Raw genomic sequence first — 21,389 nt, forward strand, 5'->3', positions numbered from 1 at the left:
CCTAAGACCGGGCCGGAGGGGTCGAAGACCCGCTTTTTAGCGGGTTTTAATGAGACCCCTCGAACCTCTCCGCCTTTGGGTTAGGGGTTCCTCGTTGGAACCCTCGCCGTTCACGGCGGGGAGGAGGTCAGTTTTAGGGAACAACGAGGACGGTGAAAGCCATAACAAGGGCTATCTCGTAGGTCTCGCCGAGCGCTACCGAGGGCCAGTCTATGAACGTCCCGAAGAGGGCCAGAAGGAAGATCAGAACCGAACCGTACCTCAGGGCCCTTCTCCCGCTGCCCAGGCCGTAGAGGATTGAACCAAGGAAGAACTGGACGAAGAAGTAGGTGGAGACGAAGACGTGTGGCCTCGTCCCGCCGTGGAAAACCCCGATGAGGGCAAGGAAGAGGGCGGAGATGCTGACGTATGCGCCGCCGACGGTCTGGAGCTTGTTCTCCGACGCGATGATGAGGTAGAGCGAGAAGGCGAACACAAAGATCCCAGAGACGATGAGGCCGCAGTTGTATATCCACGGTGAGGTGGCCTTTGAAGGGTCGCCGAGGTCGCTGAGTGCATTATGGAAGAAGGAGAACCAGCGGTTCCTGCTTATGCTCCACGCGACAAAGAGCCAGTAGACTAAGCCGGCGAGGATTCCCGAGTACTTCAGGGGCAACTGCATCGGCTTCATCCTTGGCACCGTTAGAGTTCCAAGGAGAGTCCAACGTGGAGGGCCCCTGTGTTTTGGAAGCGGGCCTTCAAGTAGGCGTACTCATCTACCCCCGTGCAGTGGCCGGCGCAGAGCCTTCCAACCTTTAGTGATTTCAGTCCCCGAATCGCATCATCCAGCAGCTTCCTCTTGGCGCCTCTGAGGTGGAACCCTCCGATCAGGGCCCCAATGGGTTTCCCAGTGAGCCTTATGGCCTGTTCCGCTATGTTCAGGATCCCGCTGTGGCCGCAGCCCGTTATCACGGCAACTTCCCTTCCAAGATCAACTATGAGCGCCACGTCATCTCTGACCGGGTCTTTAACGTACCCACCGTTTTTTGTGAGGTATCCAACGGCCCTGTCCCAGTGCTTCCTCTCAACTTCGCCCGAGCTCAGGAAGCCCGGGAGGAACTCCACAGGTTTCGGGCTCAGGTGGAAGCGCGCGCCGAGGTCTTCGAGCTCCCCCCTCGTGAAGGGGATGCCTATCTCCCTGAGCTTCGGTTTTAGGGCGACTCTCCTCTGAAAGATGCCTGGATGGGCATACACGTCCACGCCTTTTCTTCTCTCCTGGAGAAAGGCCTTGAGACCGCCGGTGTGGTCGTAGTGGCCGTGGGTGAGGAAGATCGCGTCTATCTCCCCGGGAGAAACCCCAAGCGAGTCCATGTTGAGCAGGAGAACACTCCCATCGGTTCCGGAATCTACCAAAACCTTCCTTCCGTTGTGTTCAACCAAGGCTGAAAAGCCGTGGTAGCCGAGAAGCCCCTTCCTGTAACCGGCGTGGTTCTCGAAAATGACCGTGAGCCTCATGGTTGCCCCCCCTCCAAGAGGATTCAAACTCTCCTTAAACCTTTCCACGAATCATCTCACCAAGGGCTCAGCTCTCACTATCACGCGTCTACGGCCTTCCGCCAGAAAGGTGAAAGCTCACAGGAGAATGTAAAATTCAAAAATAAGGAAGAACTAAAGGCCAATCACGCAGCGGCTTCACTTCCTCCTTCTGAGGAGGAGTGGGAGTGCTGCGAGGGCTATTATCGCGGCCGGCCCGCAAATGTGCCAGCCGCCCTTGCTGCTACTGCTCGAAGGCGTGCTTGACGGGCTTGAACTACTGCTCGATGAAGAACTGCTCGAAGGAGTACTGCTCGAACTGCTTGAGGAGGAAGAGGTTGAAGTGGTACTGCTTGAAGAGGACGAGGTTGAAGAAGTACTGCTCGAAGAGGTAGAGCTACTCGACGAAGAGGAACTTGAGCTGGTCGTGGTCTGAGGCTTTGTGAGGGGTATCATGTCGACGGTGGCCTTCTTGCCGTTCTTGGCGTCGTAGCTCTTGAGCTGCTCCTCCTGGGTCGGCTTGAACCAGCTCGGAACGAGGAGATCCATAACGCGCGGGGCGACGCCAGCTATGATCGCGTCCGAATCCCCGCCGCCTATCCTCCACTGCGCGGCCTTGACCTGGACGTCGCGCCACTCGTCAATGCCGAAGCCGTCCTGAGAGCCGACGAGGACGCTTATCCTGTCGTCTGGGCTCAGGTTGCCTATGTATTTGGCCGGCACGAGGGCCGTTATCGTGTTGGTACTCAGGTCTGCGCTGACCTTAACGTCGTCGAGAACTGTTCCGTTGGCGAGGATGAGCTTGTGGGTCCAGCCGCTGATCCTGAAGGCGACGTCCCACGGGTGATCTGGGTCGATATTAACGTTGCTTCCCGGCCCCTTGGGGGAGAGCTTTATCGCGGAGGTGTTGCCGCCCTTCTTTACATCGAGGTAGGTCTCGATTATCTGGAGGCTGAAGCCGTCGGGCCCGTTCCACGGGTTGCCGCCGAGGTTCTTGAAGTGGTACTGGAAGACATAGTAGGAGCCCATCTTGGATATGTCAACACCGGTCAGGTCAAAGAGGCCGGTGTGGTTGAACACCGGGTCGGTCGGGTAGGTGTAGGTTCCCGGCCCGTGATCGTCACCGGTCGGATCGGAGATGCTGTAGAGCTTCTTCGGAACACCATACTTGGCGACCAGTGTGGCCCAGTGAAGGAGGTTGTTGACGAACTGCGGGCCGTCGAGCTTAACACCGTGGTAGAGCGGGCTCCAAGTGGGCTCGTAGTCGCCGTAGGGGCTCTCACCGCTGACGATGAGGAGGCTGTGCTTGCCGTTGTTGAGCTGGACGATCTGGGCCGCGAGGAGCGGGAAGACACCGGTGTCACCGGCAAGGTAGGCGTTGGCAGGTGGATCGTTGTTCTCAACGATGGTACCGTTTGGGCTCGTAACGACTATCCTGTAAGTGAGGGGCGGCTTTGAAGTGGCGTTGAGCTTGTGCCAGTTGCCCTGGTCGTCCACCCAGGCAACGACACCGGGCCCGTGGTAGAGCACTTTACCACCGTTCTGGAAGTCGTTAACGATAACGGACATAAGCGGTGTGTCCGAGTCAGGGTTCACGTGCCCGACGACACGGTAGCCGGCACCGGCGTTGCTCGTCGGGTCTTCAACTGAACAGAGATCGACCCTGAGGTTTCCGTAGCCGAACTGCTCAAGAACGGCGTCGACAACGTCTTGAACCTGCACGCCGCTTCCGTAGTCGCTGTCCGCGGCCACCCAGAGAACCTTGCCGCCCTGAGCAAACCAGTTCTTTATGGCCTGGATCTCATCTGGTGTGAAGGGACTGCTCGGCTGGCCGAGGATGAGCACGTCAACGTTCTTCAGGGCGTCGGCCGTTATCGTGTTGGCGAGGTGCTCGATGCTCGCGTTCTCGAACATTCCCTCGGGGCCGAAGTAGGCCCACTTCATGTCTCCAACGCCCTCGATGATCGGCGGGGCGAGGGTCTTGGTTGTATTGTTCACGGTTATAGTCGGTGGATTGACGAGGTACTTGGCGTTCTCGCCGTGGGCGAGGTCCACTGCAACGGTCGTAGCGCTGGCCATGGCGAATCCAAAAACTCCGAAAATAACGAAAGCGGCTATTAAAACCGCTAGCCTCTTCATGGTATCACCGCTTACTATACCCACCCAATAGTTATAAATTTTCTGTCCGGAAACCGGGACATCGAAGGGGTTCCAAAGTGTGGGGGAGGGAGACCGCGCTTTTTCTGAGCCTCCAACTCAGAGTTAGGGAGTAAGGAGATCCCAGAGCAGTCCAAAGTCAACTCCCGCAGTCATGTCAATGTTCACTGGAGTTACGCTCACCTTTCTCTCAACTTTGAGAGCGTACGCGTCCGTTCCAGGCTCAAAATTCTTGACCAGCCGTCCAACTATCCAGTAGTAGGGATTGCCCTTGGGGTCGATCCTCTCCTCAACACTCGGGCAGTAGCGCTTCCTCGCGAGCCTTGTGATGGCCAGAGGGGTTTCACTTGTGGCACCGCTCGGGACGTTCACGTTCAGCATATCAACGCCTTCGGGAAGGCCCTTCGCGAGCACCGCCCCGGCTATCCTTCGAAGGAAGTGCGCTGAAACCGAGAAGTCAACCCCCTCCCCATCGCCGAGCGTTCTCTTCCAGTCCACCTCAAGGCTCACTGCCATCGAGGGTATGCCGTGGGTAGCAGCTTCTATAGCGGCTGAAGCAGTTCCGGAGACAGTTATCTCCGTGCTGAGGTTCTCACCGAGGTTTATCCCGCTCACGGCGAGCTCAAAGCCCCCAAATCGGGCTATCGCGAATATGACGCTGTCGGTGGGGGTACCGTCTATCCCGTAGACCACCTTTGCGCCGGGAATGGAGAGCCTCCGCGCCCGGATTGGCCTGTGAAGCGTCATGGCCCTTCCACTGGCGCTCCTCTGGAAGAGCGGTGCAACGACGTAGACATCGCCGAGCTCGCCCAGGGCCTCCACCGCCGCCCTTATGCCCCTTGAGTAAACCCCATCGTCGTTGGTGACGAGTATCCTGGGCATGATAAACCGTAGCCGGGGGGCGTTTAATAAGCTTGCCCCGGCGAGCTGCCAAAGAAACCGTATCCCAGTGAACGGGAGAACGTTGTGAAACTCCCACTACTTTGGACAAAAGCCAAGTTGAGAAAGTTTTTTTAAGGCTAAGCTGTAGACACTATCGGTGATACAATAAGATGAAGGTGGTTGCTAAGCTCCCCTCCGCTTCCAAAGCAGCAGTCCGGGCTTATACTCAACCAAAGGGGATCTTTCTCGTAGCCCCTGGAAACAGGCCCCTGATGGTCATATCGAACGGGACTCAGAAGAACCTCAGCGAAGTCCCAGACATCATTGAAAACGCGGTTGTCTATTCGCTGGACAAATGGGAACTTCTCGATCTTCTCCACGGCAGCCTTAAGCTTCCCGAGGTGGAAGAGCCCGCAACTCCCCGCCCGGAGGAACCGAAGGTCATTGACCTTTCACTCAACATCAAGCTCCCGGCTGAACTCCTGCTGAAGGCGGAGAGTGCCATCCTTGACTCCCTGAGGGCCCTCAGGAGCAGGAGGGATATAGCCGTTGAGTCACTGGAAGCCAACGGGAGGCTGTTGCAGGGTTTCACAGGTAGAAACATACTCGTCCTCAGCGTTCAGCTCTCGGGCTACAGCAGGGGGGAGGTTCAACCCGAGGACATCGCTGAGGAGATGGCCTCAAGCCTCAGGAAAAGCCTCGGCTTCGAGACGAGAGTTCACATCAAGAGGGCGGCGTTTAAGACCGTTCCGCAGGTGCCGCTCGTCCGCTTCACCCGGAACCCCATCCGATCCAAGGGGGTAGGATAATCAGACTCCTCAGGGGGGAGCAGCAGGTTCCTAGAATAGACAGGAAAAAGCTTGAGCGAGAGGTGGAAAGGCTCCTCAGCGAAGCAGGTGTTTCAGAGGAGTTTCTCTCGGCGATAAAGTCTGAAAGGGGAGAGATAAACCCCTCCATCGTAGAGAAGGAGATCATACGGGAAATCCCCCATTCCAGGGGAATCAGTGTGAGGTGGGTGAGGGCGGTGAGAACGGGAGCAGGCTACACCGTGACGATAGGGATCGAACGAACCTCCAGGAGCTTTTCGGATGATAAAATTGCGGAACTCTTCAGGGGGATCCTTAAAAAGGCGGAGGAGAACCTCAGGATCAGGGGACTCGGGGGAAGTGTTGAGGGCGGCTACGTGGTGGTCGAAAGGGACGTGTACTGAGGCGGGGCATTAGTAGCGCTAACAAAACAGCCGCCGGCGCTGAAACAGCAAAACTGATAAGAGATAGGGGGCAAGGTGAAAGTGAGCGATGACGATCCCTAGGGTATCTGACGAGTGATGAAAAGGAAAGACCGAGCTCACCCAAAAGTTGATCAGAGGCTTTCAAGGTACTTGGCGTAGGCTTCAGTGTCCATGAGCTCCTTAAGCTCATCCTCAAGGCTGCTCGGCTTAAGCTTGGCTATCCAGTTACCGTAGGGGTCCTCGTTGAGAAGCTCGGGGCTGTCTTCGAGTTCGGAGTTGACCTCGATGACCTCACCGCTCACCGGGGCGTAAACCTCGCTGACGGCCTTGACGCTTTCTATCTCGCAGAGAACGTCCCCTTTGCTGACCTCTTTTCCGATCTCCGGAAGCTCGACGTAGGCGAGGTCGCCGAGCTCCTTCTGGGCGTAGTCGGTTATGCCAACGAGAACGGTCCCGTCCTCAAGAACCTGGGCCCATTCATGGTCTTTGGTGTAGTATAGGCCCTCCTTGATCTCGTATTCCCCAACTTCTATCATGAACACCACCAGCAATTAGTAGAGGCGCTTCAATTTAAAGCTTTTGTCACAACATGGGCGCTGGAGAGGAGATCACCTTAGAATCCCCTCTGAGAGGAGGTATTGCTCGATATCAAGGACGTCGATGGGAGAGAGCTGGAAGACCCTCTTTTCCGCGTGAGGAACGCGGCCCAAAGCTCCCCTAACGGCTTTTAATCCTTCCTTGTCAAGGCCGAGCATGTGGTGGGACTTCCTGAGGGCCGAGGCAACGGTACTCAGTCTGTGCTGGAAGAGGGCCCTGACGAGGTTCTCATTCAGTTCGATCCTCTCGGGGCGTGGTTTTGGCTCGATCACGACAACGGCCGAGTCCACCTTCGGTCTGGGCCAGAAGGCGCCTTTGCCTATCCTCTCAACGAGCTCCACATCGGCTCTGGCTCGCACCATGAGGGAGAGCCGGGAATAGCTCCTGTCCCCGGGTTTGGCGACCATTCTCTTGGCGAACTCAAGCTGATACACCAAAACTGCCCTTTCAAAGTCCATCTTCAAGAGCTTAAAGGTGACTGGAGAGGATATCTGGTACGGCAGGTTTGAGACCATCTTGGTGAACCGCGGCCACTCAACCCTGACCGCGTCGCCCTGGATTATCTCAACGTTCTCCCAGTCGTACTCCTTTCTGAGGATCTCGACCATTTTAGGGTCCCTCTCGATTGCGTAGACCTTTCCGGCCCGCTTTGAAAGCTCAGAGGTGAGGAATCCCAAGCCGGGCCCTATTTCGAGAACGGTGTCCCCCGTGCTAAGCCGGGCCCGCTCAACGTTCCGCTCAATCACATCCGGAACTACGAGAAAGTTCTGGCCGAGGTCGCGGTTGGGGGTGAGGGAGTATTTGGAGAGCAAATACGAAAGTCTGCCCCTCATTCCCTGAAGAGCCTCCTGGAACCGACGAAAAGACGGTAGCGATCCTTTCCCTCGATCTCATCTATTACGCGGCGCGCTATCATATCGACCGGGTCATGAAGCCCTTTAACCCTGTGGCGTAAGTCCTCAAAGCTCTCGAAGGGTTCCCTCTTCCTCTCCTCGAGGATGTCCCACATGAGCTTCTTTCCGATCCCTGGGAGGAGTTCGAGACTGTGGAGGCGGTTGGTTATCGGCGGCGCTATGTTGAAGAACTTCACGAAGCGGTTCTCGTTGTTTTTGATGATCTCCTTGACGACGTAGGGGAGCTCGGCCTTGGCCGTTGCAGTGAGCTCATCGTAGGATATCTTTCTGTTTATCATGAGGACCTTGTCCCTCTCCCCCTTGCCGATGAAGACCCTCTCGTAAAGCATCAGCTCCGTTTTCGGGGTGACCTCAAGGAGCGTGAAGGCCTTCTCCCCCAATACCTGGGCCACGGGCTTTCCCGTCCTCCTACCAGTTTTAAGGTCAGTGTAGCCCTCAGGAAGGTAGTCCAAGACGTAAGCGTACTCCTCATACTCTTTGTTGTGCCTCTTCTTCTGGATGCTTTCACGATAGGAGTGCCTCCTGTAGTTGTCCATTTTCTCTCCCCCAAGAATCTATTCCCTAACAAGTTTTTATAGTTTGTGAGAAAAGGCAACGGGTACCGCTACTTCAGCGGCCGGTACCCGTCGATAAGCTTCACGATCTCCTCAGCCTCCTCCTTGGTGGGCATGTGGGCCTCCTTGGCGAAGATGACCCTTATATCGAAGTAGTCCTCCGGGAGGAGGTCGACGAGCTTCGCCGCGGTTCTCTCATCTATCCATTCGAAGAGCCCCACAAGCTTCTCCTTCAGCTCCCTGGCCTCCTCTGGCTTCAGCGTTGCGAACTTCTCGGCGTGCTCAAGGCTTATCTTCGCCTCGTAGAACATCGGCTCCTCGGGGGTTTCCTCCATCCCCTCCTCCCTTCTGCGCTCAAGGAGTTCCTTGGCCTCAGACACGCTGAGGTACCTTTCCTCGAGCTTTTTCCTGCCGATCATGCTCATCCCTTCTGGGGCCTGAGGTGAACCGGGTGGATGAAGAAGGTCTTCCTCTTCCCGCCGTCCATCACCTCGACGATGTAGGCGTCGCCGCGCTTGCCGACGACGGTTCCAGTTCTGCCGTGGAACCGCGGATCCGGCATGCCCCTGTGGTAGCTCGGCTCTATGACTATGTGGACCCTCTGGCCCTTCTCAAACCCCTGAAGGAACCTCGTGAGCGGGGGCAGACCCCTCCTCCTCGGGTGCTTGCTGAGCTTCCCACGCGTCTTCCTCCTGAAGCTGTGCGCTTTCTTAACCATACCAACCACCTCTAAACCCTTTTTACACGGGCGCAGTTTACAGGGAACTTCCAGCCCTTTTAAGACTCGACCGCAGAGCTTCCGGGCCGCGCGTTCACCTTTTCGCTTTTTATCCAACCGGCGGCCCGCAATCAGTAAAGCCTGCACCCATCCATTTATAAACCTTTCACCCCCGGACTTGGAGTGGAAGCCCTGGCACTCCAAACCTCCCCCTGAATTGCAATCTCATCAAGCCTGACCCATCCCAGCCTGAACGGCGGAGCCCTCAAAAACGTAAAAGACCAGCTTAAGGACTTCTAACGAAAACAAGAGGGCTAATCGCTGAGGACGTTAAGCACGTCAAGCCTCTCGCACCAGGCCCGCTTTCCGAGCAGCTCACTGACGCTCGGCTTAGTCCTCCCCCTATCGCCGGAGACCAGCTCCTTGATGTAGAGGCCGCCCTCTGTAAGAAGGCGCAGCTCAAAATGCTTCTCGTCTATCCACCTCGCCTCGGCGCGGTAGACCTTCCTGACCCTGACTTTATCGGATCTCACCTTTCTAACGCGCCACGGGGTTCTCTGGTGTATCTCCATCCCCGTAAGCTTTTTGGCGACCTCCTCTGCTTCCTCAGGGGTTACTCCCTCATCAACGAAAACCAGCACGAGGTATTCCTTCCTGTGATTTCCGGTCAGAACCTCTTCTGCCTCCTTGGGAGATACGAAGCGGAGACCGAAGATCTCCACCTTTCCGCCCGCGTTCACCTCCCTAACTACCTCCTCTAAGTCGACCTTCCGCCTCCTCGGCCCCTTCAGCTCCACTATGAAGGGTCTGCCGTTGCCGAGCATGCGAACGTCAACGTCCTCCCTGCCGGCGCCCTTGAAGACGCACTTTCCACCGAAGGCCCTTGAAAAGGGCCCGCAGATTATCGAGGCAACGCTCTCTTTAAAACCCGGTAGCGGAGTCTGTGGGATCCCGCGGACGAGCTTTCTATAGCGGCCGTAGACGTAGAGCGGGTTTATCTGGAGCTCGATCTTGTCCGAGTAGGGCTCCACTATGAAAACGACGTCCGGGCTCCTCGATGTTTCCTTTCCGGTCTTCCGGCCAAAGGCCTTTCCCAGCTCGCGGTTGAACTCGCGGTTTATGGGTTCTGCCGTGTCAATGCCGAATTGAGTCCAGATGGCCCTCTCCCTTTCCCTGACCTCCTTCGGGAAGCGCGAACCAACGAGAAAGGTCTCGAACTCCACCCCCTCGGACGCCTCTAACATCCTCTCCACAATATTGGGGATCTTATTGAAGATGTTCCCGCAGAGCTCGCACTCCTCCGGCTCATGCAGGGGAGGCAGACCTTTAGACGAGCGCTCCATGTTCAGGACGAACCTTATGGCTTTCCCCCTCTCCTCGTTGGTTCCCTTTCCAAGCTGGGAAAAGAGCCTTCCCAGGCAGTGATCGCAGAGCTTATGCGCTTCAAGAACCTCTTCGGCCCTTTCGACTATCATCTTCCCACCCTTAACCTTTTTAATCCGGTCCCCTACTCAAACCGATGGAGACTCGCAGACAGAGGATAATAAGCCTTTTGGAGGAGAGGGACTACTCGCCGAGCGAGTTGGCACTTGCCCTCGGGCTCAGTGGAAAGGGCTCGGTTAAGACGATCCTCGAAGACCTGAGGGCAATCCAGCGGACGCTCAAGAAGGAGGGGAAGGTGCTCCTGATAAAGCCAGCCGAGTGCAGGAACTGCGGCTTTCGCTTTAAGCCCGAGATAAAGGTGCCATCCCGGTGCCCCCGCTGTAAGTCGGAGTGGATAGAGGAGCCGAGGTTCAAAATAGAGAGGCGGCGTTAGTCCTCCTTGGCCTTGACGAGGATTATGTCCCCTATCGAGAGAACGCGCTCGTAGGGTATGCCGACCTTTCCCCCAGGCAGGGCGAGTGCGATGACCCTTCCCTGTCCGGTGTCTACATCAATGAGAACTTCATCAACGTAGCCGACGTAGTTGCCCTTCGTGTTGTAGATCTGCTTGCCGTAAATCTTGGAGAGCCTCATGACCATTTGTACCACCCCCTAACTCTTATCGCCCGGCTATTTAAGGTTTGTTCTCATCCCCACCAGGAGCAGCACCACGGAGAAGATGAAGGCGGCTATCCCCCCGATGAACCCCGCGTACACTATAAGGAGGGGAAGGGCGACGCTCTCAAAGACTTTGAGGGGGGCCAAGAGCCCCAAGACGGTAATGGGACCCGAGAAGTAGAGCGGACCAGTGAGGAGGGCATCCAGCAGGCCAGAGGGAGGGTAAAAGCGCAGGGGCAGGAGGGAGACCACCACGAGTACGAGGACAGTTGAGGGTGAGATGTTCCAGAACTGGAGGAGGGCGATGAGGACGAGGGCAACCGACACCCCGGTGAGGTAGGAAATCCCAGAGGCCCTGAGCTCGCGCTTGACGGAAAGTGAGAGGCCAATCCCCCCGAGTACAGCGATTACAAAGATCTTCATCACGGTCGTCGTGGACGTCCACTCCGGGAGAAGCCTTATGATCGCGAAAAATGCGACCAGCGACAGCAATCCCGCGCCGGCGGACGCGTTGAGTACCTCAGTCCTCATCTTCCCTGCACCTCGATCCTTACCCTGTCACCGTCCCTCAGGCCGAGCCTCTCCCTCAGGTTCAGGGGGGCTATGACCTCCGCTATCTCCGGTGGGTGAAGCGTCCTCGACGGGACGACGATGGCCCCCTCGATCCCGCGTATCAGAACAGGATAGGCTTTAACGTCCCCGAAGGTTCTTCCATTTTTAACGAAGCCCGGTATGAGCACGGGTCTCAGGTTGACGAGGGCGTCAAAGATCGTCTTGGGGAAGAGAACCTTGACGTTGAGCGTTCCGGGGTATGGATCAAAGCCGAGGTACTCCCTAAAGCGCTCTGAGTAGAGGCGGACGTAATAGGCACCCTCTCCCACGCCCGAGACCACTTCGCCAACGACGAGGCCGTTGTAGAGGGCCCTTCCGAGCTTCTCGTACAGGCCCTCAAGGTACTCAAGGGCCCCCTCGGTGAGCTCCACGTGGGTTTTCCTTCCTGAAACCCGCCGCCTGAGAAAGCCCTCCTCCTCAAGTCGCGAGAGGAGCCTCAGGACGCTCTGTGGCGACGTGCCAAGCCTCTCGGAGAGGGACCTTATCGTTACCCTCCTCTCCTCACCCACCGCCCCCATGAGGGCGAGTTCGATAAGCAGCTCAACTTTCTCCATGGACTACACCTTAGAGAGTCTGTCAGCGAGCTTAAGCGGTAGTGGATAGCCGTCCCGGCTTAAAGCCTTAACTATCGCAACTGCCGAGTCCAGGTCAACGAGATGACCGACGCTCACGTAGGCCCTCCCAACCCTAACCCACGAACCGGGCGGGGCCCCTTTAAGTAGCCTCTTGGCTATCCCAACTGTCGGTGCCCCAAGGACGAGCCCTATGTGTGAAGCCAGGCCGTAGCTCCTTGGATGTGCCTTTCCATGCCCCTCAACGAGAAGAACGTCCGGCCTCTCCCTCCCGATAGCCAGCAGCACCGGCCTCGTCTCCCGAAGGAAGAAGTAGGTTGGGATGTAGGGAAAGGGCACCTCGGTTTCAACGACCCTTGATATCAAGGGCTCACAGTCCGGGAAGGAGCAGAGCACAAAGGCTGCCCTTGCCCTTTCTCCCCGATATGAGACATCGACCGCCCCCACCGTTTTCACCGATTCTAACGGGAGCGGCCTCTCAACTAACCTCTCCGCAAGCCTTTTCTGAACCTCTGCCAGCTTCCTGAGGATGTCTTCACTCATCCCCCACCGCCGCTTTTAGCTTTTCCTCAAGGCTCTTGTTCAGTTTCGCTCTCGTGAGGTCTTCAAGGGTTCTCTCAAGTACGTGCCTCGCCTGGTCCTGCTTCTGGCGCACGTTCACAAGGCCTTTTGGGTACTCAAGCGTCATGAGGGCGTTGTAGATCCTCTCCATCTCCCTGTAGGTCTTCTCCGCCGATTCAACGTCGTTTTCTAAAAGCCTGAGGAGGAAGCACCTCCTCAGCTCGCCAACGAAATCACCGAGCCCGAGGGCGTAATCCGCCTCAGGAACTCCCAGCTCCTCGGGACTTGGGTACGGCTCTCCCGCGGCATAGCTCAGCAGGAGCGCAGCCTCCACGAACTCCTGATGTGCTGTCTGGACGTAACCCGTGTAGTATATGTCCGGATGAGAGGTCAGCCTTTTCCTAAGCTCCCCAACGAGTTTTCCCGCCTCCGCAAAGCGTGCCCTTGCGGTCGAGACCTCCCCTCTGTGGAGCGCCTTGACGGTATCGCCGCTCAGCCTGACTATCTCCCTGCTGGTCTTTAGGGCCTCTTCCCTGAGCGCGTCCTTCTCGTCGAGCCGCCTCCTTATGGACTCCACTATCTCCTCGATGTCCATACCACCACCCCTGGCCCTTGGAAAAAGTCCTTATAAGGCACCCGGTAGCGTTTTATAGTGGACGGTGAACTCCGGATGGGGGTCAAGATGAAGGAGAGAAAGGTTGAGCGCTTCATGAGAAGTGAAGGACTTAACGTAGGGGATGCGGTCAGAATAACCGAGAAGGACGGAACGGTCTACGAGGGTATAGTCATGCCACCCTACGAGCTCTCCCCGGGCGAGACTCTGACGATAAAACTCGACAACGGCTACAACATCGGAATCCTCATCGATGCCATCGAAAGCGTTGAGATACTTGAAAAGGCCGCCGAAAAGCCGAAGATGGCCTTCCAGGAAGTTCTCCCCAAGAGGGAGGGCCTGCCCAACGTCACGATCCTTGGAACCGGCGGAACGATAGCGAGCAGGATAGACTACAAGACCGGCGCAGTTCACCCGGCTTTTACCGCCGAAGAGCTCGCCAAGGCAGTCCCGGAGATGTTCGAGATGGCCAACGTGACGCCGAAGCTCATCATGAACATCCTCAGCGAGGACATGAAGCCCGCTTACTGGAAGAGGATAGCCCACGAGGTGGCAAAAGCCCTGAACTCCGGCGAGGATGGGGTTGTCATAGCCCACGGAACTGACACGATGGGCTACACTGCCTCTGCCCTGAGCTTCATGCTCAGAAATCTTACCAAGCCGGTAATTCTGGTAGGTGCCCAGAGGAGCTCAGACAGGCCGAGCAGTGACTCAGCCATGAACCTCACCTGCGCCGTAAAAATGGCCACCAGCGACGTTGCGGAAGTGATGGTGGTGATGCACGGCGAGACGAGCGACACCTACTGCTTAGCCCACCGCGGAACGAAGGTAAGGAAGATGCACACGAGCAGGAGAGACGCCTTCAGGAGCGTAAACGACATCCCGATAGCCAAAATATGGAAGGACAGAATAGAACTCCTCAGGGACGACTACAGGAGGAAGAGTGAAGGTGAGGTAGAGGTCGACGACAGAATGGAGGAGAAGGTCGCGATCCTCAAGGTCTATCCGGGAGTGAGCGGTGAGGTACTCGACTTTCTGGTTGATAGGGGCTACAAAGGCGTTGTTATAGAGGGAACGGGTCTCGGCCACGTTCCTCAGGAGTTCATACCGCACGTTGAGAGGGCAGTCCAGGAAGGAGTTACCGTATGCGTCACCAGCCAGTGCCTCTACGGCAGGGTGAACCTCAACGTCTACTCCAACGGCAGGAAGCTCCTAAAAGCTGGAGCGATTCCCTGCGAGGACATGCTTCCGGAAACGGCTTACGTCAAGCTGATGTGGGTTCTCGGCCACACCAATGACCCTGATGAAGTGAGGAAGATGATGCTCACCAACTACGCCGGCGAGATAACGCCCTACACGAGGTTCGACACCTTCCTGAGGTGATGGGTGTGGGTATAAAAGCGGTCTATAAAAATGGGATTTTCGTGCCTTTAGAAGACGTCAAACTACCTGAGGGAACTGAGGTCGAGGTCATAGTAAAGAGCGCCGGTCCAATCCTGAGGAAATACGCGGGCATATTGAAGAGGAGCGAACACGACTGGGAGGCAGAGTACTATGAGTACATCGAGGAAAGAGCTGGCGGTAGTTGACAGCAACGTGTGGGTTGAAGTTCTCAGTGGAAACGAGAGAGCAGTTGAGCTCCTAGACAGTGTTAGCAGAGAGTGCAAGCTGTGTATAACTCCCACTATCTATTCGGAGGTTTCTTTTGTCATTCTTGGTCATCATTTCACCTCCAAAACCGGAAGAAAAGGAACCTATGCACTCAAGAAAGAGCTGAAAAGAGACCCCTCACTCTATGAGATTGTCGAGGCCTTTGACAGCTTACTCGATGAGCTCTATACTGCTGGATTGCTCGAGTTCTTGGAAGAAACTGAAGAAGTCGTTAGGAGGAGCAGAGACTTACGGAAAAAATATGGTCTCTTACCCAACGACGCCTTAATACTCGCAACTTGTGAAGTGTATGGGATTTCAAAATTGGTTACCTTCGATGATGACTTTTTGAGAACCAATCTGGAGGTGTTGAGATGACCGGAAAGTTCGACTACGAAAAGCTCGGCCTCAAGGTCGGCCTTGAGATTCACAGACAGCTCGATACCAAAAAGCTGTTCTCACCCGTCCCGAGTGAGCTGACCGAGGGGGTTGACTTTACCTTTGAGCGACGCCTGAGGCCGACGATGAGCGAGATGGGCGAAATAGATCCGGCCGCTCTGGAAGAGTTCAAGAAGGGGAGGAAGTACGTCTACGAGGGCAACTACGAGCTGACGGATCTGGTTTACATGGACGAAGAACCGCCGAGGGGGCCCGACAGGGAGGCTTTGGAGGTTTCGCTCCAGATAGCCTACCTCCTCAACGCCAAGCCGGTCGATGAGGTTCACTTCATGCGCAAGATAGTTATAGACGGCTCCAATGTTTCAGGCTTCCAGAGAACGGCCATAATAGCGATGAACGGAAAGGTTGACACGCCCTGGGGAAGCGTGGGCATTCCGACGATATGCCTTGAGGAGGACGCGTGTAGAATCGTTGAGCGGAAGGAGAAGGAGGTAATCTACCGCGTTGACCGCCTGGGTATTCCGCTGGTGGAGATAAGCACCACTCCGGACATACACCATCCCGAGCAGGCTAAAGTCGTTGCCAAGTACATCGGCGATGCCTTAAGGGCAACTAAAAAGGTCAAGCGCGGATTAGGAACCATAAGGCAGGACCTAAACGTCTCCATCAGGGGCGGTGCGAGGATAGAGATCAAGGGCGTTCAGGAGCTTGACATGATACCGCTCATCATCGAGAGGGAAGCCGAGAGACAGGTAAACCTCCTCAAAATCCGCGACGAGCTGATGGAGAGAGGAGTTAAGCCCGAGGACATCAAAGAGGAGTTCCACGACGTTACCGAGGTTTTCCAGAACACAGAGTCGAAGATAATAGCCAGGGCCATCGGGAAGGGGGGTAAGGTTCTCGCCGTCAAGCTCCCGGGCTTTAGAGGTCTCATAGGCAGGGAGATACAGCCCGGCAGGCGTTTGGGAACTGAGATGGCGGACAGGGCCAAGAAGTACGTCAGGGGAATCTTCCACATTGACGAATTACCGAACTATGGAATTACAGAAAAAGATGTTGATGCAGTTATCGAAAAACTCGGTCTCGGTGAAAAAGACGCCTTCGTCCTTGTCGCTGCAGAGGAAGAAACCGCTAAGAAAGCTTTAGCCGAGGTCGTCAAGCGCGCTAAGGAAGCCATAGAAGGCGTTCCAGAGGAGACGAGGAGGGCTTTGCCGGACGGCAACACCCAGTACATGCGCCCGCTCCCTGGCAAGGCGAGGATGTATCCGGAGACGGACATTCCCACCATCTTCCTGCCAGAGGAGTACAAGGAGAGGATAAAGGCGAACCTTCCTGAGCTTCCCCAGGAGAGGGTTGAACGCTTTGTTAAGGGGTACAGGATCGACAGAAGCTTAGCGGAGACCCTCGTCAACGACGAGCGCGACGAGCTCTTCGAGGAGCTGGTAAAGAAGGGGGTTAAGCCATCTCTGGCCGCTTCAATTTTAGTGGTCGTCCTCAAGGGCCTCAAGAAAGAGGTCCCGGTAGAGAAGGTTACGGAAGAGCACATCAGGGAGGCCTTTGAGCTGTACCTTGAGGGCAAGATTGCCAAGGAGGCCTTCGAGGGGATTTTCAAGGAGCTGGCGAAAAATCCCGAGAAGACCGCGAAGCAGGTTGCGGAGGAGAAAGGACTAACTCTTCTCAGCGAAGAGGAAGTCGAGAAAATCATCGACGAGGTCATCAAAGCCAACATCGAGGTCATAAAGGCTAAGGGCATGGGAGCGATGGGCATGATAATGGGAAGGGCAATGGCCAAACTTAGGGGAAGGGCCGACGGGAAGCTCGTCAGCTCTCTCGTCAGGAAGAAGATTCAGGAGCTGAGCTAAGCTTTTTATCCCTTTTCTCCAAATTCCTCCCATGAGGTACCGGTATCGAGTGCTCTACTACACCTATCCCCCTGATTCGGAAGTTCTTTCGAAGCTTAAGGAAAAGCTGCGGAACTACACGCTCCTCTTTAATCCTGACAGCACTTCCCTCAGGGACGCCCTACTCATGACCGCCATGACGAGCGATGAGGTGATAATCGCGCGGTCTGGAGATACTTTTCTCATAGCCCCACTTCAGGACGTTCCTCCCGGCTGGACTTCCGGCGAGGAGTTTTTAGTTGGAAAGGAGAAAGGTCTTGAAAAGGTCGCTGAGGAAATAGCGGGGAGGGACAGGGGGGCAACGGCATTGAAAGTTACCCTGGTAACTGGCCTCATACTCCTGCTCTCATACTTCGGCTACCGCTACCACTCCCTTGAAGCCCTGAACAACCTTCTCCTCCTCATCGGGCTCTTTTTGAGCCTCTTTGGAGGCCTTCTGAGGGGTTACCGAAGGAGGAAGGTCAGGGCATCGGCTCCTCGTCACCGCTCGGAGTGAGGAAAAAAACTCATCATCCCCGAGGTGGTTTTGTTGGCCATCTTAAAAATTTTAAAGAAGGAGAAACTCAGAGGGTTTTTCTCCTCCTGAGAAGGAGCGGGGTTGTTGCAAGGCCGATTATTGCCGCTGGCCCGCAGATGCCGCCCTTGCCTTTGGTGGTTGCGGGAGTCTTGCCTGGGGAACTGGTCGTGGTGCTTCCGGCACTGCTCGTTGTTTTAGCCGTGCTGGAGGAGTCGTTTGGGAAGTTGTAGTGGGAGAACTTAAGGTTGAGGAAACCCCAGTGGCAGAGGAATTGGTCGTTGCTGTAGTGGTCTGGATTGGGGTAAGTTCAACGTTCTTTTTGACCTCCTTTCCGGCCTCAATCGTAAGCGTGAAGTTCTCCTCTCTGTACCCATTCTTTCTAATGGCGATTTGATGCCGGCCGGTTGAAAGTCTGTGCTTCTCCAGTGGCGTGCTCCCGACCTCTTTCCCATCAATAATGACAGTAGCACCGCTCGGGCTGGAGGTAACGGTGAGGTAGCCAAAGGTGGGGGTTAGGGAGAGGTTTAGTGTCTTGCTTTCGATGGGGTTTAACGTTACTGTTGTCGTGTAATTCTGATAATCCTGCTTGGTGAGTTTAACCTCGTAAGTTCCGGGAGTGAGGTTTAAGGTGAGTGGTGTTACCCCCTTGTAAGTCCCGTTAATGTAAACGTTCGCCCCAGAGGGACTTGAATTGATTGTTAGGGTCGCCGGCCCATAATAGGTGTGAACTTTGAGGTTAGCAGTTTGAACGATCCCGTCTGAGTCCTGGACTTGGGCATTGGTATCTCCAACGCTTGCGTTGGTATCTTTAACGGTTGGGGAAGGCACGCTTACCTGAGCGTTTGAATCATTGCAGAAGTTACAGCCCGGCAGGTTCCCATCCGAGGGAAGGCGAAGAACCCAAGCGTCCCAGTAACCAGCACCGAAGCTTTTAGTGTAACCGGCCATGATTACATCGCCGTTAGGAGCGATGGTAACCTTGTTAGCCCCATCCTCCTTGCTTCCTCCGTAGGTTCTCTGCCATCTAACGTTCCCGTCAGCGTCGAGTCTCAGAATCCAAGCATCATCAGAACCAGTGCCGAAACTGTTAGTAACTCCAGCCACAATAATGTCTCCATTGGGAGTAACAACAACCGTGCGAGCCTCATTATCCCTCCTTCCTCCGTAAGTCCTCTGCCATTTTACATTACCATTCTCATCAAGCCTGAGAACCCAGAAGTCATAACTACCAGTGCCGAAGCTGTTAGTAACCCCGGCCACAATGATGTCTCCGTTACCTGCTATAGCAACCGCGTTAGCAACATCATCTTTTGTTCCTCCGTAAGTCTTCTGCCACTTAACGTTTCCATTCTCATCAAGCCTGAGAACCCAAACGTCAGCCGTTCCAGAGCTGAAGCTGTTAGTAACTCCAGCCACGATAATGTCGCCGTTAGGCGCTACCGCAACCGCGAAAGCCATATCATCATCGCTTCCTCCGTAAGTCTTCTGCCATTTTACATTACCATTAGAGTCGAGCCTGAGGATCCAAAAGTCATAACTACCAGCACCGAAGCTGTTAGTAACCCCCGCCACGATAATGTCACCGTTCTCAGCGATAGCAACCGCACGAGCTCCCTCACCATTGCGTCCCCCGTAAGTCTTTGCCCATGGAGTGACTGTTGGATCACTGTTTGGCGATGCTCCGGAGGTTTTTGAGACCATCACCAAGCTCAATAACAGAAGCAGCACCCAGAACGTTACCATTACCGTTTTGGCTTTCATTTCCAGCCCCCTATGTATTTTTCAGGAAGTTGGTGGTATCTTATCTTATAAGCTTTATTTTTTGAATACGGACCCTTGGTAACCTTGGAAGGTGATATGCACGTTCAAAATCAACACAACCAAACCACACCTGAAACAGGGTTTTTAAACTCCTTTGGTATCCTCCTCATATGCTCCCCGAGATCCTCCTCTCTCTCATCCTGCTCTGGGACGGCTACTTCTTCCTCCGCTATCTCTTGAGCCTCAGAAAGGTCTATCGCACGCGGGAGTGGAGGCCGAGGGTCAGCGTTCTTATTCCGGCCTACAACGAGGAGGAGAACATAGAGGATGCCGTTAAAGCCGCCCTCTCCCAGGACTACCCCGATCTTGAAGTCATAGTAATAGATGATGGGAGCGAGGACGGGACGTACGAGAGGGCCTTATCGGTTAGGGACGAAAGACTTAAGGTCATAAAAGCAAAACACGGCGGCAAGGCGAGGGCCCTCAACCTGGGCCTTGAGGCTTCCTCCGGTGAAATAATTGTGACGACTGACGCCGACGGCTTCCTGGAGAAGGACGCCGTCTCCGAGCTCGTTAAAAGGTTCTACTCCCGGGAGGTAGTGGCAGTTGGGGGGCAGGTTCGGGTTGCGGGGAGGAGGTTTCTTGAGCTCGCCCAGGACGTTGAGCACTTGAGGATAGCGATGTTCAGGCGGGCCAAGGAGCTTGAAAACCTGAGCCTCGCCCCGGGACCGGTTTCCGCCTTCAGGAGGGAGGCCCTTCTCAAGATAGGCGGCTTCGTCGAGGATCCTGTTGAAGACTACGCGACAACCATAGCCTTCAAAGGGCTCGGCAGGGTCGTCTACTCACCCTTGGCCAGGGCGTGGGTCAGGATGCCCCTGACGCTCTCATCACTCTGGAGGCAGCGCAAAAGGTGGTTCCTTGGGGATTTGCCCAAGCTCGGTGGGGGGCCGCTGAAGGACAGGTTCTTCCTTGCCGTGAGTGAGATTATAGCGCTCTCCGATGTCACCTTCCCCTTAATGGCCATTGCGCTTGAAAGGTGGGGGCTTTTGGCCCTCTTTGTCCTGTTTGAAATGCTGACGATAGCTGTGGCCGTCAGAAACGAAGGGGGTTTAAAACTGGAGATCCTCCTGTTCCCGGTTCTCCTGTGGTTCTGGGCGGCCTTTTACCTGTGCCTCCACGTTTACGGCTATACAAGGTGGGTCCTCTCGAAAAGATGAGGAAGCCGGAATCAGAAACGCTCGGCTTCGTTTAAAACCTCGTCTATCGCCTTTTTCAGCTCGTCGTAGGCCTCCTGCAGGGACTCCGGGATGACTTTTGTATCCGCCACGACCGGCATGAAGTTCGTGTCCCCGTTCCAGCGCGGGACGATATGGAGGTGGACGTGGTCGTCTATTCCCGCTCCCGCCACTCTTCCCAAATTAACACCCATGTTGAAGCCGTCTGGGTTCATGACCCTCTTTATCGCCTTTATCATGAGCTGGGAGAGCCTCATTATTTCGAGGAGCTCCTCATCGGTGAGGTCTTCCCACTTCCCAACGTGCCTGTAGGGGGCTATCATGACGTGGCCCGGGTTGTAGGGGTAGTTGTTCATTATCACGAAGCTGTGCTTCCCGCGGTGGAGGATTAACCTTTCCCTGTCGCGGTTCTCCTTCGGGAAGTCGCAGAATATGCAGCCGTCGTGCTTCGGTGAGCGTATGTACTCTATTCTCCACGGTGCCCAAAGGACTTTCAAGCTCTCACCTCCCGCCAGGGAATGGAAGGAGGGGTTAAAAAGTTTCCCGGCGAAAGATTTATAACTCTCCCGAGCCTCCCCTAAACGGGACGGGCCCGTGGTCTAGACTGGTTATGACGCCGCCCTCACACGGCGGAGGTCCGGGGTTCAAACCCCCGCGGGCCCACCATTACAGCCCTTGCTTCGCAAGCGCTGGCAGAAGAGTAAGTGCTTCTCTTTGAGGCGAACTAATGTGAGTGAGGGTTTCTTCTCTACTGATCTGTTTTGTGAGTGTTTCCATCTTCAAACGGCGTCCGAGAGACGCCAATAATAAGGTCGAAACTGTTTTAATGTGGTTGTTTGAAGAGTAAACCCCTTTTAAATGTTGTTCTTGATTAGTGCACGGTTAACCTCTGCCCATTTAATGGGAAGAGCACTGTTCTGGTCAAGCTTTCCCAAAGCTTGTTCGCCTGTGCGACGTTGGAGC

General features: G+C 55.5%; 27 protein-coding genes and 1 tRNA gene. 10 read left to right on the plus strand and 18 right to left on the minus strand.

What is annotated here, in order from left to right:
- Positions 1–133: 133 nt before the first annotated feature.
- From MVB78_RS09475 to surE, 4 genes are all read right to left on the minus strand, one after another.
- Entirely contained in the window at positions 134–661 is a 528-nt protein-coding gene (locus MVB78_RS09475; RefSeq protein ID WP_297490770.1) for a DUF998 domain-containing protein, read from the minus strand.
- A gap of 20 nt (positions 662–681) precedes the next feature.
- Positions 682–1,494: an MBL fold metallo-hydrolase gene (locus tag MVB78_RS09480; protein ID WP_297490684.1), complete on the minus strand. Its 813-nt coding sequence runs from the start codon at positions 1,492–1,494 to the stop codon at positions 682–684.
- Positions 1,495–1,671: 177 nt separating this feature from the next.
- Entirely contained in the window at positions 1,672–3,651 is a 1,980-nt protein-coding gene (locus MVB78_RS09485; protein ID WP_297490686.1) for a glucodextranase DOMON-like domain-containing protein, read from the minus strand.
- A gap of 123 nt (positions 3,652–3,774) precedes the next feature.
- The gene (surE, locus tag MVB78_RS09490) at positions 3,775–4,551 is read right to left on the minus strand and encodes a 5'/3'-nucleotidase SurE (protein ID WP_297490690.1); all 777 of its coding nucleotides are present in this window, start codon (positions 4,549–4,551) and stop codon (positions 3,775–3,777) included.
- A 170-nt stretch (positions 4,552–4,721) separates the two neighbouring features.
- Between surE and MVB78_RS09495 the strand changes: the two genes are divergently transcribed.
- Positions 4,722–5,360 carry a hypothetical protein gene (locus tag MVB78_RS09495; protein ID WP_297490692.1) on the plus strand — a complete coding sequence of 213 codons (639 nt, stop codon included), beginning with the start codon at positions 4,722–4,724 and terminating at the stop codon, positions 5,358–5,360.
- Between the two features lie 62 nt (positions 5,361–5,422).
- On the plus strand, positions 5,423–5,761 hold the full coding sequence (locus MVB78_RS09500) for a hypothetical protein (RefSeq protein ID WP_297490695.1): 339 nt from the start codon (positions 5,423–5,425) through the stop codon (positions 5,759–5,761).
- A gap of 152 nt (positions 5,762–5,913) precedes the next feature.
- Here MVB78_RS09500 and gcvH read toward each other — a convergent pair whose 3' ends face one another.
- The 6 genes from gcvH to MVB78_RS09530 form a co-directional block, all read right to left on the minus strand.
- Entirely contained in the window at positions 5,914–6,318 is a 405-nt protein-coding gene (gene gcvH / locus MVB78_RS09505) for a glycine cleavage system protein GcvH (protein WP_297490772.1), read from the minus strand.
- A 72-nt stretch (positions 6,319–6,390) separates the two neighbouring features.
- Positions 6,391–7,212 (minus strand): 16S rRNA (adenine(1518)-N(6)/adenine(1519)-N(6))-dimethyltransferase RsmA, encoded by an 822-nt coding sequence (gene rsmA, locus MVB78_RS09510; RefSeq protein ID WP_297490698.1) that lies wholly within the window; start codon positions 7,210–7,212, stop codon positions 6,391–6,393.
- Positions 7,209–7,829: a DUF655 domain-containing protein gene (locus MVB78_RS09515; protein ID WP_297490700.1), complete on the minus strand. Its 621-nt coding sequence runs from the start codon at positions 7,827–7,829 to the stop codon at positions 7,209–7,211. Before MVB78_RS09515 ends, rsmA begins: the two co-directional genes overlap by 4 nt.
- 68 nt (positions 7,830–7,897) lie before the next feature.
- Positions 7,898–8,266 (minus strand): RNA polymerase Rpb4 family protein, encoded by a 369-nt coding sequence (locus MVB78_RS09520; RefSeq protein WP_297490775.1) that lies wholly within the window; start codon positions 8,264–8,266, stop codon positions 7,898–7,900.
- A 2-nt stretch (positions 8,267–8,268) separates the two neighbouring features.
- Positions 8,269–8,565 carry a 50S ribosomal protein L21e gene (locus MVB78_RS09525; RefSeq protein WP_297490702.1) on the minus strand — a complete coding sequence of 99 codons (297 nt, stop codon included), beginning with the start codon at positions 8,563–8,565 and terminating at the stop codon, positions 8,269–8,271.
- Positions 8,566–8,879: 314 nt separating this feature from the next.
- Positions 8,880–10,040, minus strand: a complete 1,161-nt coding sequence (locus MVB78_RS09530; RefSeq protein WP_297490705.1) for a tRNA pseudouridine(54/55) synthase Pus10 — start codon at positions 10,038–10,040, stop codon at positions 8,880–8,882.
- Positions 10,041–10,084: 44 nt separating this feature from the next.
- Here MVB78_RS09530 and MVB78_RS09535 point away from each other — a divergent pair, with 44 nt between their 5' ends.
- Positions 10,085–10,381 carry a transcriptional regulator gene (locus MVB78_RS09535; RefSeq protein WP_297490706.1) on the plus strand — a complete coding sequence of 99 codons (297 nt, stop codon included), beginning with the start codon at positions 10,085–10,087 and terminating at the stop codon, positions 10,379–10,381.
- Here MVB78_RS09535 and MVB78_RS09540 read toward each other — a convergent pair.
- From MVB78_RS09540 to MVB78_RS09560, 5 genes are read right to left on the minus strand one after another with little or no spacing between them, the layout of a single operon-like run.
- Complete coding sequence (locus tag MVB78_RS09540) at positions 10,378–10,587, minus strand: PRC-barrel domain-containing protein (protein WP_297490709.1); 210 nt, start codon at positions 10,585–10,587, stop codon at positions 10,378–10,380. The two genes, MVB78_RS09535 and MVB78_RS09540, sit on opposite strands and share 4 nt — an antisense overlap.
- Positions 10,588–10,617: 30 nt before the next feature.
- Positions 10,618–11,136: a hypothetical protein gene (locus MVB78_RS09545; protein ID WP_297490712.1), complete on the minus strand. Its 519-nt coding sequence runs from the start codon at positions 11,134–11,136 to the stop codon at positions 10,618–10,620.
- Positions 11,133–11,771: a CTP-dependent riboflavin kinase gene (locus tag MVB78_RS09550; protein WP_297490714.1), complete on the minus strand. Its 639-nt coding sequence runs from the start codon at positions 11,769–11,771 to the stop codon at positions 11,133–11,135. Before MVB78_RS09550 ends, MVB78_RS09545 begins: the two co-directional genes overlap by 4 nt.
- A gap of 3 nt (positions 11,772–11,774) precedes the next feature.
- Entirely contained in the window at positions 11,775–12,332 is a 558-nt protein-coding gene (locus MVB78_RS09555) for an endonuclease V (RefSeq protein ID WP_297490717.1), read from the minus strand.
- Positions 12,325–12,945 (minus strand): haloacid dehalogenase, encoded by a 621-nt coding sequence (locus MVB78_RS09560; protein WP_297490719.1) that lies wholly within the window; start codon positions 12,943–12,945, stop codon positions 12,325–12,327. The genes MVB78_RS09555 and MVB78_RS09560 overlap by 8 nt, the downstream gene beginning before the upstream one ends.
- A gap of 87 nt (positions 12,946–13,032) precedes the next feature.
- Between MVB78_RS09560 and gatD the strand changes: the two genes are divergently transcribed.
- Genes gatD through MVB78_RS09585 form a run of 5 tightly spaced genes read left to right on the plus strand, consistent with a single transcriptional unit; the run spans position 13,033 to position 17,409 of the window.
- On the plus strand, positions 13,033–14,346 hold the full coding sequence (gatD, locus tag MVB78_RS09565; RefSeq protein ID WP_297490777.1) for a Glu-tRNA(Gln) amidotransferase subunit GatD: 1,314 nt from the start codon (positions 13,033–13,035) through the stop codon (positions 14,344–14,346).
- A complete protein-coding gene (locus tag MVB78_RS09570) occupies positions 14,346–14,552 on the plus strand; it encodes an antitoxin family protein (RefSeq protein WP_297490721.1) in 207 nt (68 codons plus the stop codon). The genes gatD and MVB78_RS09570 overlap by 1 nt, the downstream gene beginning before the upstream one ends.
- The gene (locus MVB78_RS09575; RefSeq protein WP_297490724.1) at positions 14,518–14,991 is read left to right on the plus strand and encodes a type II toxin-antitoxin system VapC family toxin; all 474 of its coding nucleotides are present in this window, start codon (positions 14,518–14,520) and stop codon (positions 14,989–14,991) included. Before MVB78_RS09570 ends, MVB78_RS09575 begins: the two co-directional genes overlap by 35 nt.
- Entirely contained in the window at positions 14,988–16,874 is a 1,887-nt protein-coding gene (gene gatE / locus MVB78_RS09580; protein ID WP_297490726.1) for a Glu-tRNA(Gln) amidotransferase subunit GatE, read from the plus strand. Before MVB78_RS09575 ends, gatE begins: the two co-directional genes overlap by 4 nt.
- A 31-nt stretch (positions 16,875–16,905) precedes the next feature.
- Positions 16,906–17,409, plus strand: coding sequence for a hypothetical protein (locus MVB78_RS09585; protein ID WP_297490728.1), 504 nt, complete (start codon positions 16,906–16,908; stop codon positions 17,407–17,409).
- A gap of 67 nt (positions 17,410–17,476) precedes the next feature.
- Here the strand turns inward: MVB78_RS09585 and MVB78_RS11345 are convergent, their stop codons facing one another.
- Together MVB78_RS11345 and MVB78_RS09590 are read right to left on the minus strand one after the other, a co-directional pair.
- Positions 17,477–17,548, minus strand: a complete 72-nt coding sequence (locus tag MVB78_RS11345; protein ID WP_367271009.1) for a CGP-CTERM sorting domain-containing protein — start codon at positions 17,546–17,548, stop codon at positions 17,477–17,479.
- Positions 17,527–19,191 carry a PEGA domain-containing protein gene (locus tag MVB78_RS09590; RefSeq protein ID WP_297490734.1) on the minus strand — a complete coding sequence of 555 codons (1,665 nt, stop codon included), beginning with the start codon at positions 19,189–19,191 and terminating at the stop codon, positions 17,527–17,529. The genes MVB78_RS11345 and MVB78_RS09590 overlap by 22 nt, the downstream gene beginning before the upstream one ends.
- Positions 19,192–19,361: 170 nt before the next feature.
- Between MVB78_RS09590 and MVB78_RS09595 the strand changes: the two genes are divergently transcribed.
- The gene (locus MVB78_RS09595) at positions 19,362–20,408 is read left to right on the plus strand and encodes a glycosyltransferase (protein ID WP_297490736.1); all 1,047 of its coding nucleotides are present in this window, start codon (positions 19,362–19,364) and stop codon (positions 20,406–20,408) included.
- Between the two features lie 11 nt (positions 20,409–20,419).
- On the opposite strand, the gene MVB78_RS09600 is transcribed toward MVB78_RS09595, so the two are convergent.
- On the minus strand, positions 20,420–20,923 hold the full coding sequence (locus MVB78_RS09600; protein ID WP_297490738.1) for an HIT domain-containing protein: 504 nt from the start codon (positions 20,921–20,923) through the stop codon (positions 20,420–20,422).
- Positions 20,924–21,014: 91 nt separating this feature from the next.
- On the opposite strand from MVB78_RS09600, the gene MVB78_RS09605 reads away from it, so the two are divergent.
- Positions 21,015–21,092 (plus strand) — tRNA-Val (locus MVB78_RS09605).
- Positions 21,093–21,389: the final 297 nt, after the last annotated feature.

It is taken from the genome of Thermococcus sp., from assembly GCF_026991495.1.
Classification (GTDB): Archaea; Methanobacteriota_B; Thermococci; order Thermococcales; family Thermococcaceae; genus Thermococcus.

What these genes read in the sequence shown, in the direction of transcription:
- MVB78_RS09475 (WP_297490770.1), bottom strand. Translation starts at nt 661, where the DNA reads ATGCAGTTGCCCCTGAAGTACTCGGGAATCCTCGCCGGCTTAGTCTAC.
- MVB78_RS09480 (WP_297490684.1), bottom strand. Translation starts at nt 1,494, where the DNA reads ATGAGGCTCACGGTCATTTTCGAGAACCACGCCGGTTACAGGAAGGGG.
- MVB78_RS09485 (WP_297490686.1), bottom strand. Translation starts at nt 3,651, where the DNA reads ATGAAGAGGCTAGCGGTTTTAATAGCCGCTTTCGTTATTTTCGGAGTT.
- surE (WP_297490690.1), bottom strand. Translation starts at nt 4,551, where the DNA reads ATGCCCAGGATACTCGTCACCAACGACGATGGGGTTTACTCAAGGGGC.
- MVB78_RS09495 (WP_297490692.1), top strand. Translation starts at nt 4,722, where the DNA reads ATGAAGGTGGTTGCTAAGCTCCCCTCCGCTTCCAAAGCAGCAGTCCGG.
- gcvH (WP_297490772.1), bottom strand. Translation starts at nt 6,318, where the DNA reads ATGATAGAAGTTGGGGAATACGAGATCAAGGAGGGCCTATACTACACC.
- rsmA (WP_297490698.1), bottom strand. Translation starts at nt 7,212, where the DNA reads ATGAGGGGCAGACTTTCGTATTTGCTCTCCAAATACTCCCTCACCCCC.
- MVB78_RS09515 (WP_297490700.1), bottom strand. Translation starts at nt 7,829, where the DNA reads ATGGACAACTACAGGAGGCACTCCTATCGTGAAAGCATCCAGAAGAAG.
- MVB78_RS09520 (WP_297490775.1), bottom strand. Translation starts at nt 8,266, where the DNA reads ATGATCGGCAGGAAAAAGCTCGAGGAAAGGTACCTCAGCGTGTCTGAG.
- MVB78_RS09525 (WP_297490702.1), bottom strand. Translation starts at nt 8,565, where the DNA reads ATGGTTAAGAAAGCGCACAGCTTCAGGAGGAAGACGCGTGGGAAGCTC.
- MVB78_RS09530 (WP_297490705.1), bottom strand. Translation starts at nt 10,040, where the DNA reads ATGATAGTCGAAAGGGCCGAAGAGGTTCTTGAAGCGCATAAGCTCTGC.
- MVB78_RS09535 (WP_297490706.1), top strand. Translation starts at nt 10,085, where the DNA reads ATGGAGACTCGCAGACAGAGGATAATAAGCCTTTTGGAGGAGAGGGAC.
- MVB78_RS09540 (WP_297490709.1), bottom strand. Translation starts at nt 10,587, where the DNA reads ATGGTCATGAGGCTCTCCAAGATTTACGGCAAGCAGATCTACAACACG.
- MVB78_RS09545 (WP_297490712.1), bottom strand. Translation starts at nt 11,136, where the DNA reads ATGAGGACTGAGGTACTCAACGCGTCCGCCGGCGCGGGATTGCTGTCG.
- MVB78_RS09550 (WP_297490714.1), bottom strand. Translation starts at nt 11,771, where the DNA reads ATGGAGAAAGTTGAGCTGCTTATCGAACTCGCCCTCATGGGGGCGGTG.
- MVB78_RS09555 (WP_297490717.1), bottom strand. Translation starts at nt 12,332, where the DNA reads ATGAGTGAAGACATCCTCAGGAAGCTGGCAGAGGTTCAGAAAAGGCTT.
- MVB78_RS09560 (WP_297490719.1), bottom strand. Translation starts at nt 12,945, where the DNA reads ATGGACATCGAGGAGATAGTGGAGTCCATAAGGAGGCGGCTCGACGAG.
- gatD (WP_297490777.1), top strand. Translation starts at nt 13,033, where the DNA reads ATGAAGGAGAGAAAGGTTGAGCGCTTCATGAGAAGTGAAGGACTTAAC.
- MVB78_RS09570 (WP_297490721.1), top strand. Translation starts at nt 14,346, where the DNA reads ATGGGTGTGGGTATAAAAGCGGTCTATAAAAATGGGATTTTCGTGCCT.
- MVB78_RS09575 (WP_297490724.1), top strand. Translation starts at nt 14,518, where the DNA reads ATGAGTACATCGAGGAAAGAGCTGGCGGTAGTTGACAGCAACGTGTGG.
- gatE (WP_297490726.1), top strand. Translation starts at nt 14,988, where the DNA reads ATGACCGGAAAGTTCGACTACGAAAAGCTCGGCCTCAAGGTCGGCCTT.
- MVB78_RS09585 (WP_297490728.1), top strand. Translation starts at nt 16,906, where the DNA reads ATGAGGTACCGGTATCGAGTGCTCTACTACACCTATCCCCCTGATTCG.
- MVB78_RS09590 (WP_297490734.1), bottom strand. Translation starts at nt 19,191, where the DNA reads ATGAAAGCCAAAACGGTAATGGTAACGTTCTGGGTGCTGCTTCTGTTA.
- MVB78_RS09595 (WP_297490736.1), top strand. Translation starts at nt 19,362, where the DNA reads ATGCTCCCCGAGATCCTCCTCTCTCTCATCCTGCTCTGGGACGGCTAC.